General features: G+C 54.4%; 9 protein-coding genes. 1 reads left to right on the top strand and 8 read right to left on the bottom strand.

What is annotated here, in order from left to right; all coding sequences use genetic code 11:
- Nucleotides 1-58: 58 nt before the first annotated feature.
- The 3 genes from osmB to N6P30_RS18305 form a co-directional block, all read right to left on the bottom strand.
- Entirely contained in the window at nt 59-277 is a 219-nt protein-coding gene (gene osmB / locus N6P30_RS18315; protein WP_008501216.1) for an osmotically-inducible lipoprotein OsmB, read from the bottom strand.
- 259 nt (nt 278-536) lie between these two features.
- Nucleotides 537-1289, bottom strand: a complete 753-nt coding sequence (locus tag N6P30_RS18310; protein ID WP_021240295.1) for a DNA-binding transcriptional regulator YciT — start codon at nt 1287-1289, stop codon at nt 537-539.
- Between the two features lie 44 nt (nt 1290-1333).
- Entirely contained in the window at nt 1334-1516 is a 183-nt protein-coding gene (locus N6P30_RS18305; protein WP_021240294.1) for a hypothetical protein, read from the bottom strand.
- A gap of 193 nt (nt 1517-1709) precedes the next feature.
- On the opposite strand from N6P30_RS18305, the gene N6P30_RS18300 reads away from it, so the two are divergent.
- Complete coding sequence (locus N6P30_RS18300; protein WP_023292246.1) at nt 1710-2579, top strand: crotonase/enoyl-CoA hydratase family protein; 870 nt, start codon at nt 1710-1712, stop codon at nt 2577-2579.
- Here the strand turns inward: N6P30_RS18300 and pdeR are convergent.
- The 5 genes from pdeR to N6P30_RS18275 form a co-directional block, all read right to left on the bottom strand.
- Entirely contained in the window at nt 2576-4567 is a 1992-nt protein-coding gene (pdeR, locus tag N6P30_RS18295) for a cyclic di-GMP phosphodiesterase (RefSeq protein WP_021240293.1), read from the bottom strand. The genes N6P30_RS18300 and pdeR overlap by 4 nt on opposite strands.
- A 323-nt stretch (nt 4568-4890) precedes the next feature.
- On the bottom strand, nt 4891-6825 hold the full coding sequence (locus tag N6P30_RS18290; RefSeq protein ID WP_023292247.1) for an exoribonuclease II: 1935 nt from the start codon (nt 6823-6825) through the stop codon (nt 4891-4893).
- Between the two features lie 88 nt (nt 6826-6913).
- Complete coding sequence (locus N6P30_RS18285) at nt 6914-7900, bottom strand: CMD domain-containing protein (protein ID WP_023292248.1); 987 nt, start codon at nt 7898-7900, stop codon at nt 6914-6916.
- 155 nt (nt 7901-8055) lie between these two features.
- A complete protein-coding gene (fabI, locus tag N6P30_RS18280) occupies nt 8056-8844 on the bottom strand; it encodes an enoyl-ACP reductase FabI (RefSeq protein ID WP_003856831.1) in 789 nt (262 codons plus the stop codon).
- A gap of 270 nt (nt 8845-9114) precedes the next feature.
- Complete coding sequence (locus N6P30_RS18275; protein WP_023292250.1) at nt 9115-12210, bottom strand: multidrug efflux RND transporter permease subunit; 3096 nt, start codon at nt 12208-12210, stop codon at nt 9115-9117.
- Between the last annotated feature and the right edge of the window lie 26 nt (nt 12211-12236).

The raw sequence follows: 12236 nt of genomic DNA, 5'->3' as shown, positions 1-12236 counted from the left end.
TATGTCAGACCTGAAATGCGTTTAAATATCGCAATATCGAGGAAGGCTTAGATAATAGTTATTTGCCAACCTGGTGACCGATAATACCACCGACAGCAGCGCCACCTAATGTACCCAGCGTACTACCATCCGTTAATACTGCACCACCGAGAGCACCGGCACCGGCACCAATCGCGGTGTTACGGTCACGTTTAGACCAGTTAGAGCATGCGCTCAGGGACATAGCGACAGTGATTGCCAGAACAGCGGCGGCTAATTTTTTGCTGGTTAAGGTCATAATACTTTCTCCTGAATTATCGATTCACGGAAAGATGTACACGTTAAGTATAGACTAATCGAATACTTAATTCTTTTCCCCGTGAAAGCTGGTCGCGCAGGCGTTACTTCATCACGCAGGTGATAGTCACTTCCTGTTATATCGCTAATAGTAATTTTACGACTTTAGGGCAGGTTAAACAGGTAAAAACTCTTAAAGCAGGGTTAAGAATCATCTCAGAGAAAGACGTGTGCGCCCGAAATACGGGCGCGGAGGGAAATCAGGCGCTGGCTTTAATAATATTGACGATCAAACCGCTCTCTTCGAGTTTATTGCGATGCGCTTCGCTCAAACGGTCATCGGTAATCACGCGGCTAAAGCGTGAAGCGGGACCCATCGTGTAAGGGTGAACGGCACCAAATTTAGAGCTGTCGGTGAGCACAATGGCTTCGCACTCTTTTTCCAGTACGGCATTCACCACGTCAGAGCGCATCATATCCCGGCCGGTAAAGCCTGTCTCCGGCTGCCAGCCGTCAATCCCGATAAAGGCCTTACTGAAATGAACCTGCTGGACGTACTGACGGGTCAGCGGGCCAACCATGCTTTCACTTTTTTTCTGATAGATGCCGCCCAGCAGAATCACCTCGCAGCGCGTCTCTTTAAGTAAATGCGCGATATAGCTGCTCACGGTGATGATGGTGACGTCTTTTTGATCGGCAAGCGTTCGCGCCAGAAGGGCATTACTGCTGCCGTTTTCAATAAAGACGGTCTCGCCGTTGTTCACCAGGGACGCAGCAAATTCCGCCAGTTCACGTTTGAGCGCGTAGTTGTTCATCATGCGCGTCTCAACGTCATCACTGTCCAGCGGGACCGCATAGCCGTGCGCGCGACGCAGGTAGCTCTGTTTTTCCAGCAGATTAAGATCCTGACGGATGGTGACTTCAGAAACGCCAGTGGTTTTAGCGAGATCGACTACGCTTACGCGTCCCTGATCGATGACCATCTGCAAAATGAGTTGTTGTCGGGAATTCATAGCATCCATTTAATAAAGCGAAACGAGGTCGGAAACGGTGGGGGTTAAACTTCCCACGGCGCTTTTGGCTGTCTGTTTTCGGGCGCATCGTCAGCGCCATTCTGAGCAAGAAGTTCAGACTTCAGGATCTCAAGATTACGGATAGCAGAGTGATAATCGCCCGCCACCAGGATATCCAGCACGGTATCAATTCGTTGTGCTACAGCTTGTGCGTCAATAGTTGACATAATCTCACCCCAGGCGCGAAAAGTTAATATTTTCAATGATGCAGAAATTGGCTTCAAAAGAGAAGGGAAAAAATGCAATAACCAAATTACATAAACGGAAGTGATAAAATTATTCCCCCTCATGCTGCGGGCTTATTGAGTGGATTAGTCTAAAACTGCGCGCAACGCGCTTTTTTATAAGAGGAATTAGACTATGACAGTTATCAATCAGCCTACCTGCACACTGTTTACCGATACTGAACGGTTCACCCAGCTGTCAGGCTATTACGAGGCAGAGCGACATACAGTCTGGATGATGTTGCGGGCTCAGCCACGTCCTTGCTTCAACCATGCGTTAATAGAGGAGATCATGAATCTTTCATGGCTCGTCCGCCAGTCTGGTTTTGCGGTCGATTTTTGGGTGACCGGATCGCTGGTGCCTGAGATGTACAATGTGGGCGGTGACCTGCACTTTTTTGTCGAGTGCATTCAGCACGGTCGACGTGAAGCGTTACGGGCCTATGCGCGCGCCTGTGTCGATTGCGTGCATGCGGCCTCCCGGGGGTTTGATACGGGGGCCATCTCGCTGGCCATGGTCGAAGGCAGCGCGTTAGGGGGCGGGTTTGAGGCCGCTCTTGCGCACCATTTCGTTCTGGCGCAGCGCGATGCACGTTTAGGTTTTCCCGAGATTGCTTTTAACCTGTTCCCGGGCATGGGGGGATATTCCCTGGTAGCTCGCCGTTCAGGAATGAAGCTGGCGGAGGAACTCATCTACAAGGGGGAATCCCATACGGCGGAATGGTACGAACAGCATGGCCTGGTGGATCTCCTGTTTGAACCCGGACAAAGCTATGTCTCCACACGAACCTTCATCGACACGCTACGGCCAAAACTGAATGGCGTAAGAGCGATGCTGCGCGCCCGTACGCGCGTTCTGCAATTGCCGCGCAGTGAATTGATGGACATCACGGAAGACTGGGTTGACGCGGCTTTCTGCCTGGAACCGAAAGATATCGCCTACATGGAGCGTCTGGTCATGCTGCAAAACCGCCATCACGCGGCGGGGTTGCGTAAAGCCAGTTAATGCTGTTTCCGCGCCTGATATCGTTTTAGCCATCGCTCGAATGCGGCAGCGGGCATCGGCTTAGCAAACAGAAAACCCTGCCGTTCGTTGACGCCGTTCTTGGTCAGAAAGGCGTCTTCTTTTGCATTTTCGACCCCTTCGGCAATCACCTGCAGGTTTAACGCTTGCGCCACCGCGACGATGGCGCGCACCAGAGACTGGGAGATGGACTGCTTATGAATATCCCTGACGAACGATTGATCGAGTTTTATGGCGTCAATAGGGAAGCGGGCCAGCTGAGAAAGGGAGGAGTATCCGGTACCAAAATCGTCGAGATGAATTTGCGCCCCCAGCCTGCTGAACTGTTGGATCACGGAGAGCGCCAGCTCTTCGTTCTCGATGAGACAGCTTTCGGTTAATTCGACGTCGACCGGGCAGTATTCAAAGTTCAGATCCTTCAGCGCCTGCTTTAAGTCGCTAAAGATAGTCTGGTCGGCCAGCTGACGCGCAGAGACGTTCACGGCCACGCGCAGGTTAATTCCCTTATCGCGCCATTTCGCCACCTGGCGAACCACATCCAGCATCACCCAGCGGCCCAGCGGCACAATCAACCCTGACTCCTCGGCATAAGAGATAAACTCCAGCGGTGGGATCAACCCGCGTTCGGGCGATTGCCAGCGGACCAGCGCTTCAAGACTTCTGACCTCTCCGCGCCAGGTGATTTTAGGCTGGTAGTGGATCAGGAGCTGGTCGTTATCCAGCGCCTTACGCAGGTTGGTATCCAGCCAGAGATACTCAAACACGCGCTGGTTCATCTCGGGCGAGAAGACGCAGAACTTGCCCCGGCCGTTCTCTTTAGCGGTGTACATGGCGGTATCGGCGTTACGAATGACGCTTTCCCGGTCGTTACCGTGCTGCGGGGCGAGGGCGATGCCCAGGGAACAGCCGGTGTAAATTTCGATCAGGCCGATTCGGAACGGCTGGCGCAGGCGGGTTAAAATGCGCGACGCCATCGCTTCCAGAGAGCCCTGAGAAGTATGGGTGGCCATGACGATAAACTCATCTCCGCCAAGTCGTGCCAGCACCTGTCCCTCATCAAGACAGCTCAAAATGGCGAGCGCGACAGCCTGTAACAGCTGATCGCCAAACATATGCCCGTAAGCGTCGTTGACCTTTTTAAAGTTATCCAGGTCGAGATACACCACGCCAACCTGCGTGTCGCCGCGGTGACTGATGGCGTCAGAGATCAGGTCGTGGATTGCATTGCGGTTTGGTAAGCCGGTGATGGTATCGGTATTGGCCAGCACGCGCAGCCGCTCCTGAGCGCGGCGTTCCTCGGTAATATCAGTACCGGAACAGATAAGGAAAATTTCATTTTTACCGCTGCCGCTGTGAACGAATTTGTTTCTGAACAGAAACAGTCGTTGCCCTTTACGCGTTTTGATCCAGCGCTCGACTTCGTAGGAGCTGCCGTTGCGGAAGAAACCGGTAATATTGCGTTTTGAGGCAGCCGCTTCGCTGCGGCTCATAAAGAGCTTAAACACGTTCTGGCCAATCACTTCTTGCTCTTTGAGGCCGGTATACTCTTCGCTCAATCGGTTAAAACGCTGAATATTGCCGTTCTGATCGAGAATAACAATCACGGAGTTAGCCTCTGACACCACCTGTTCCGCAAAAGAGAGTCCCTGAGCCAGGTCGCGCGCCACGGAGGGCGTATCGTTCCAGGCGGAAGCCGTACCGGCCCACTCATTACGGGTAATTTTACGGCCCACAAGGTGAACCGGGACATCTTCCCCAAATAACGAGAGCGTCATGGAAATGCTGGAGGTAATAACGGTTAAATGACGGATGAGATCGGCCTGATCGTCGTCCAGCGCAATCACCTGAGTGACATCGGCATTTTCACTGGCGGCAAGGTGCAGGGCGTTGCTGTCAGCTGACAAGCGCCACCATGGGCTGTGGGTTCCCATGTAGCGAAACAGCAAATTCTGCTCCAGATCGTCCATCATGTTTTCTCCCGCAGCTGTTCAGTAGCGCACCAATTATTCATTTGCAGTCGACTTTTCCGTTGAGAAGCAGCGGCAAAACCGAAGTGAACTTATTGTTTTTCCCTGAATTCTTATAATAAAACGAGTCAGATTTAAAAGGATACTGAGCGTATAAAAATTCACGTAACCGAATATAACAACACTCTTTTACTGTAGATAATTATGGCGAATTTGGGCGAGGGGAGGCTGAAAATAGTAAGAAAAAATAATGATTTTGTGGCGGGGATAAAAAGAAAAATTGTCGGCCTTTCCGGAAAGGAAATGACCGACAATTGAACAAGTTATCAGGCGACAGGACGCGCGATAATACTGCGGGTTTCCATACGGACTTCAGCGATAGTGACGTCAATCACGTCGGTGACTTTGTAAACTGTTTCACCTTTAATTTGCACCGTACCGTTTTCCTGACTACAGACCATTTCATCACGAACAGCATGCAGGAATGGCGCCGGAATAAACGCGACAGCACCGTTATCGACCAGACGGACGCGCATCCCCCCGCGGCTGATATCAATGATCTCGGCGGCGAAACGGGTATCCGTACCGGCTTTATCCTGCAGGAAGCGCGCGTACAGCCAGTCGCCAACGTCACGTTCTGCCATGCGGTTCAGACGGCGACGATCGGCCATCTGCAGCGTGGTCTCCTCCTGAGGGCGGGCAACGGTTTCGCCTTTGATAATCGCTTTCAGCAGACGGTGGTTAACCATATCGCCATACTTACGGATCGGTGATGTCCAGGTCGCATAGGCTTCGAGGCCGAGACCAAAGTGCGGGCCAGGCTCGGTGCTGATTTCAGCGAAGGACTGGAAGCGACGAATGCGGCTGTCCAGGAAGCCCGAAGGCTGCGCGTCCAGTTCGCGGCGAAGCTTGCAGAAGCCCGGCAGGGTCAGCACTTCTTCCGGATCGACGTGCACGTCGTGATTCTTCAACAGGGCAGCCAGGGCTTCGGTATTCGCCGGATCGAAGCCGGTATGGACGTTGTAAATACCAAAGCCCAGCTTGTCGCGCAGCACGCGTGCGGCACAGATGTTGGCGGAAATCATCGCTTCTTCAACGATGCGGTTCGCAATGCGTCGCGGCTCGGCCACGATATCCAGCACTTCGCCTTTCTCACCCAGAACAAAGCGATAATCCGGGCGATCTTTGAACACCAGCGCATGGGTTTGACGCCACTCGCCGCGGTTCAGACAGATGCGATGCAGCAGACGGATCTGCGCGGCAATGGCCTCTGATTCCGGTTTCCAGCTACCGGTATTTTCCAGCCAGTCGGAGACGTTATCGTAGGCCAGCTTGGCTTTCGACTCGATGGTGGCAGCAAAGAACTCGATATCGTCTTCAATCGCGCCATCCGCGGCAATGGTCATGCGGCAGGCAAGGACCGGACGCACTTCATTTGGGCGCAGCGAGCAGAGATCGTCTGACAGTTCACGCGGCAGCATTGGGATGTTGAAGCCCGGCAGGTAGTTCGTGAACGCACGGATTTTCGCCGTTTCGTCAAGCTTGCTGCCTTCAACAATCCAGGCGGTAGGATCGGCAATGGCAACGGTGAGGTGCAGTTTGCCGTCGGCGCTCTCTTCAGCGTAGAGCGCATCGTCCATATCTTCGGTGCTGGCGCTGTCGATGGTGACAAACTCCAGCGCGGTGAGATCGCGACGCGTCAGACCTTCGTCCTGCATCTCGGTTGCCACGCCGTTCGGCGCTTCTTTTTCAAGATTGTGGCGTGCCAGCGTAACCCACCATGGCACGAAATGATCGGCGCCAAAGGTAATGAACTGGGTCAGTTCCGCATAAAAACCGCGATCGCCCTTCAGAGGATGACGGCGCATTTCTGCTACGGCCCAGTCACCTTCTTTAAAATCATGCTCAACGCCACGGGCGGCGCGGCAGGGAATGGCATCTTTCAGCAGAGGATGATCCGGCACGATAGAAAGACGATCGTCTTTTCGCTGCACCTTGCCGACAAAGCGGGTCAGGAACGGTTCGATCAGTTCTTCCGGCTCGGCGGACTCACGTTCCTTTTCGGTATGAATGACGGCCATGACGCGGTCGCCATGCATCACTTTCTTCATCTGCGGTGGCGGAATGAAGTAGCTTTTCTGCGCGTCAACTTCAAGGAAGCCAAAGCCCTTTTCCGTGGCTTTTACGACCCCTTCTGCACGCGGCGTCTGGGAATGCAGTTGCTGTTTAAGCTGCGCTAGCAGCGGGTTGTCCTGAAACATAATGTTCTATTTTCGTAGCCATTGAGCGGCTGACAGTTTTACGCGATTCTCACTGTCTCAGCAAGCGGTCTTTGGGTAATGAGTGGGGTTATTCCTCTTTACCAAACGCCACTTTCAGACGATTAAGCCAGCCAACAAACGCACTTTGGGTAAGCAGCGTGATGGCATATTCGCCCTGGAATCCTTGATCCGTGAGCGGGGTAAACTGCGCGGCGCTGAAGCGGTCTGGCGAGCGGGTCAGCAGTTCGACCGCTGCCGAAAGTGCGGGTGACGTCTGCGGGATCTCCGCGCGGCTGTTTAACAGGATTTCTCCGGTCAGGTCGAGCAGCGTCGGCTCATGACAAAGCACCGGCGTCAACGCCTCGAGCGCGGGTTCAGCCTGCCAGCGGGACAGGGACTCCAGCTGATGCGCATTCGCGTAGCGCAGCTCGACGACGGGTAAAAGCGGCATCCACGCGTCGTGGCTCTCGGGGAGCGTGTGCGGCTGAATATGATGCCCCGGCAACCAGCGAACAGGGTGTCCCAACAGGGCCTGAAAAATCGCGACCACGCGCGCCTGAAAACCGATAAAGCCGATAATCTGGTTAATCACCACGATGTCGTACGTGGACAGGCCTACCTCATCAAGCTGATTCCGGGCTTTATCATCAATGACATCAGGAGAGCTGGCGAGTTGGCGGGCATACTGGGTGATTTGCGCCAGGCGGCGGTTGCTTTCGCGCGAGGAGTCCGGGCCGGGAAGCGGGGCGAGGAGGGCGGCGTAGTGGTTACAGAGCCGCTGAACGCCGCAGGCCTGTGCGACCGTCAGCGCGGTACTGAGCCGATCGTAAGCGCTGAGCGTATGCAGTCGGTTCACGGGAATTGAGAGCGGAAACAGCTGGTGGCATAAGGCTCTGGCAGGGGTAAGCCAGCCAGAACAGGCGGCGACAATCTCATCAGGCAGGGCTAAATCGAGCAAAAAACGATCGTCGACGTTAGCGGCTTCGGGCACCAGGGGCAGAACATCCGTCTGCGCGTGGTTTGACTGGGTTTCATGATACCAGTGGCCTTTGCCGGAAAAACGGCGTTGTTCCATGTGCGTTCCTTGATCTCAAAATGGCGATCAATATCCTGGCGTAAGGCAGATAAAGGGAAAAATATTGTTAGGTGATAACAAATAGCAGAACGGAATAACGAAGGGGTGACGCGGGGGGGAAATACTCTCTTCCCGGGCGGGAAGAGAGTCACAGCTTATTTAATTTCCAGCTCGTTCATTGCAGCGATGTTGAAGCCGCCGTCAACGTGAACCACTTCGCCGGAGATACCCGCGGAAAGGTCAGAGCACAGGAATGCTGCAGAGTTACCCACATCTTCAATGGTAACAGTACGACGAATCGGGGTAACCGCTTCGCAGTGTGCCAGCATTTTACGGAAATCTTTAATACCGGAAGCGGCCAGGGTGCGAATTGGACCCGCAGAGATGGCGTTAACGCGCACGCCTTCAGGACCCATTGCGTTCGCCATGTAGCGTACGTTGGCTTCCAGAGACGCCTTAGCCAGACCCATAACGTTGTAGTTAGGGATCGCACGTTCTGCGCCCAGGTAGGACAGGGTCAGCAGTGCTGCGCCCGGGTTCAGCATCGCGCGGCAGGATTTCGCCATCGCAACGAAGCTGTAGGAGCTGATGTCGTGCGCGATTTTGAAGCCATCACGGGTTACCGCGTTCACGTAGTCGCCGTCCAGCTGGTCGCCAGGCGCGAAGCCGATGGAGTGAACGAAACCGTCGAATTTCGGCCATGCTTTTGCCAGTTCAGCAAACATGCCGTCGATGCTTTCGTCTTGTGCAACGTCACATTCCAGAACAATGCTGGAACCCAGCTGCGCGGCAAACTCTTCAACACGGCCTTTCAGCTTGTCGTTCTGGTAGGTGAACGCCAGCTCAGCGCCTTCGCGATGCATTGCCTGTGCGATGCCGTATGCGATGGACAGTTTGCTGGCAACGCCAGTCACCAGAATGCGCTTACCGGAAAGAAAACCCATAGCTTTAATCCTTATATTCATTGCTTATTTTGCCTTGTAATTCATAGCGTTACAGGCAGTATTTCAAAATCATTCGAAATTAGCTCGAAATTATAGCCCACTCACAGCCCCTTGTGTCACGATATTTCTCGCACTTCTCCGAAGTCGCATGTCCCGAAGAATGCGTCGCGGACACGCGGGGGCGCGAAATTTCAGCATTCGTCCAGTATATCACCCGGCAACAGCTTCGCCTCATCCAACCAGCGAGGAGGCGCGATCCCGCAAGGGTGTTCACGCTTTCCTGATGTTGCCGATGAAGCGCGCAATAACGATAAAGAAAACCGGTACGAAGAAGATCGCGAGAAGCGTACCGCTAATCATGCCGCCAAATACGCCGGTACCGATGGCATGCTGCGTACCGTCGCTCGCACCGGTGGCCAGCATCAGAGGAACAACCCCTAAGGTAAAGGCTAACGATGTCATCAGAATGGGGCGCAGGCGCTGACTGGCGGCATGAATGGTCGCCGCCAGCAGGGGTTGCCCTTCGCGATGCAGCTGCCTGGCAAACTCCACAATCAGAATGGCGTTCTTGGCCGACAGGCCGATGAGCGTAATCAGACCGACCTTAAAGAACACGTCATTGGTCATGCCGGCAACAAACACCGCTATCACCGCGCCGATAAGGCCCAGAGGAACGACCAGCATGACGGCAAAAGGAATAGACCAGCTCTCATACAGCGCGGCGAGCACCATAAACACGACCAGTATCGACAGGGCGATCAGGCCCGGAAGCTGCGATTCCGATTTTATCTCCTGCAACGAACTCCCGGCCCACTCGCCCGCCATGCCCTGAGGTAGAGTCTTGGACAAGCCCTCCATGACCTTCATTGCGGTGCCGCTGGATACGCCTGACGCCGCACTTCCGGTAATCCGTATAGCAGAATAACCCTGGTAGCGCGTCAACTGCTGCGGCGCAACGTTCCAGGATATCGTCGCAAACGTTGATACCGGCACCATCTCACCCATCCGGTTTTTCACTGATAGTTTCAGTATCTGCTCGGGCTGCATTCGATAGGGGGCATCGGCCTGAATAATCACCTGTTGAACGCGGCCGTTGTTCGTATAGTCGTTGACGTAATTTGAGCCCAGGGTGACGGAGAGCGTCTGGTTGATTTCATCGAATGAGACGCCCATCGCCTCAGCCTTTTCCCGGTCAACCAGGAGCGCAAGGCTGGTTCCTTCCGGCAGACCGTCTATATAGACATCGCTGAGTTCAGGGCGTTGATTAGCCTGCAGAACCAGCGCGTCGGCGGCCCTCTTTAGAGCCTCATAGCCCGCTCCCGCTCTGTCCTGAACGTACCAGGTGAAGCCCGAGGAGGTGCCCATATCCGAAATGGCCGGCGGGAGCAGGCTCATTGTGACGGCATCAGTGACGTTCGTCATGCTGGCCTGTATGTGGTCGGCTTCATCCTGAGCCGTCGAGCCCTGCCGATTTTTCCAGTCCTTCAGCGTGGTGAAGGCCATAGCCGAATTCGGTCCTGAACCTGAAAAGCCAAACCCCAGGATCATAATGTTGCTTTCAATGTCCGGCCGGGCCGCAATTTCCGCTTCAAATTTTTTAACCACGTTGAGGGTGCGCTGCATCGTGGCATCAGAAGGCAGCTGGATAGAGGACATAAAGTAGCCCTGATCTTCATCCGGCAGAAAGGACGACGGTAGCGAAGACAATCCAACAAACAGCGCCGTGCAGAGCGCAACGTACAGGAGCAGCATACGCCCGGTTCGCTTCAGAACGGCACCCAGCCCGGCTTCGTAACAGGCGGTGAGCAAACGGAAGCGCGCGTTAAATCTGGCCGCGAACCTTCCACTTCCGCTCTTTCCTGCCTTGTGCGGCTTGAGTAACGTTGCGCACAGGGCTGGCGTTAGCGTCAGGGCCAGAAACGCGGACAGCAGTATGGAGACCGCCATAGAAATACAAAATTGTCGATAGATAATCCCGACCGAACCCTCAGCAAACCCCATGGGGATAAAGACGGCAGTGAGCACCAGCGTGATCCCGATAATCGCCGGGGCGATCTCCTGCATGGCCTGCCGGGTAGCGTCCCGTGGGGAGAGGCTTTTTTCCGCCATCAGTCGTTCGACGTTCTCCACAACCACAATGGCATCATCAACGATAATCCCTATCGCCAGCACCATGCCGAACATCGTCAGAATATTGATGGAGTATCCGCTCAATAACATCACCGTGAAGGTGCCAAGAAGTGCGACGGGAGCAACAATCGCCGGGATAAGCGTACAGCGTATCTTGTGCAGAAACAGAAGCATCACCAGGAAGACCAGGACCATCGCTTCTACAAAGGTTTGAACCACCTTCATGATAGACAGTTTCACAAACGGCGCGGTATCGAAGGGAACCGTAAACGCCATTCCTTCCGGTAACACCTGGGAAAGCTCGTCGATGCGCGCGCGTACGCCTGAAGCTGTACTCATTGCGTTGGCACCCGGCGACAGCTGGATTGCCGCCGCCGTTGCGGGCACGCCATTTTCGCGGATACCGAAAGCGTAACTTTGCAGGCCGGACTCAACGCGCGCGACGTCGGACAGTTTCAGCCTCGCGCCCGATGCATCTGATTTCAGGGTAATGTTTCTGAACGCCTCTACCGAAGTGAGTTGCCCCTTCACGGTGATGGGATACGTTACGCCTTGTCCCGCAGATGCTGGCTCATCTCCCGTTTTGCCGGGCGAAACCAGGGCATTTTGCTGGCCAACAGCGGTGAGAACATCGCTCACCGAGAGGCCGTAGCTGTGGAGCTTCATCGGATCCAACCAGATACGCAGCGCTTTTTCGCCGCCAAACAGCTGAACTTTCCCTACGCCGGGCACGCGACGAAGCTCGTCACTGACGTTTCGGGCAAGATAGTCGCTTAAGTCGGCTTCCTCGAATTGACCGCTGGTGGACTTCAACCCCACCATCATTAAAAATCCAGAATTAGCGGCCTCGACGTTAATGCCGTTTTGTCTTACCGCCTGAGGAAGACGAGGCTCGACGATCTTAATCTGGTTCTGCAGATCCATCTGTGCCAGCTTGATGTCCGTGCCGGGTTTAAACGTGACGGTAATAGACGCCGAACCGGTTGTGTCGCTGGATGATTCGAAGTAAAGCAAATTATCTACGGCAGAGATTTCGCGCTCGATTAACGATATCACCGACGTATTCATGATATCGGGGCTGACCCCCGGGTAACTGACGGAAATAATGATGCCCGGCGGTGCCACCGCCGGATACTGCGCAACCGGCAAACGAGGAATAGACAGGAGACCCGTCAGGACGATAAGCAGCGCCACGACCCAGGCGAAAATAGGGCGGTCAATAAAAAAATGAGGCATTGGTTTTTTTTGTGCAAAAGAGTGAG

It is taken from the genome of Enterobacter sp. PL1 (assembly GCF_945957325.1).
GTDB lineage: Bacteria > Pseudomonadota > Gammaproteobacteria > Enterobacterales > Enterobacteriaceae > Enterobacter > Enterobacter roggenkampii.
This window is presented reverse-complemented; position numbering and strand designations above follow the sequence as displayed.

What these genes read in the sequence shown, in the direction of transcription:
- osmB (WP_008501216.1), bottom strand. Translation starts at nt 277, where the DNA reads ATGACCTTAACCAGCAAAAAATTAGCCGCCGCTGTTCTGGCAATCACT.
- N6P30_RS18310 (WP_021240295.1), bottom strand. Translation starts at nt 1,289, where the DNA reads ATGAATTCCCGACAACAACTCATTTTGCAGATGGTCATCGATCAGGGA.
- N6P30_RS18305 (WP_021240294.1), bottom strand. Translation starts at nt 1,516, where the DNA reads ATGTCAACTATTGACGCACAAGCTGTAGCACAACGAATTGATACCGTG.
- N6P30_RS18300 (WP_023292246.1), top strand. Translation starts at nt 1,710, where the DNA reads ATGACAGTTATCAATCAGCCTACCTGCACACTGTTTACCGATACTGAA.
- pdeR (WP_021240293.1), bottom strand. Translation starts at nt 4,567, where the DNA reads ATGATGGACGATCTGGAGCAGAATTTGCTGTTTCGCTACATGGGAACC.
- N6P30_RS18290 (WP_023292247.1), bottom strand. Translation starts at nt 6,825, where the DNA reads ATGTTTCAGGACAACCCGCTGCTAGCGCAGCTTAAACAGCAACTGCAT.
- N6P30_RS18285 (WP_023292248.1), bottom strand. Translation starts at nt 7,900, where the DNA reads ATGGAACAACGCCGTTTTTCCGGCAAAGGCCACTGGTATCATGAAACC.
- fabI (WP_003856831.1), bottom strand. Translation starts at nt 8,844, where the DNA reads ATGGGTTTTCTTTCCGGTAAGCGCATTCTGGTGACTGGCGTTGCCAGC.
- N6P30_RS18275 (WP_023292250.1), bottom strand. Translation starts at nt 12,210, where the DNA reads ATGCCTCATTTTTTTATTGACCGCCCTATTTTCGCCTGGGTCGTGGCG.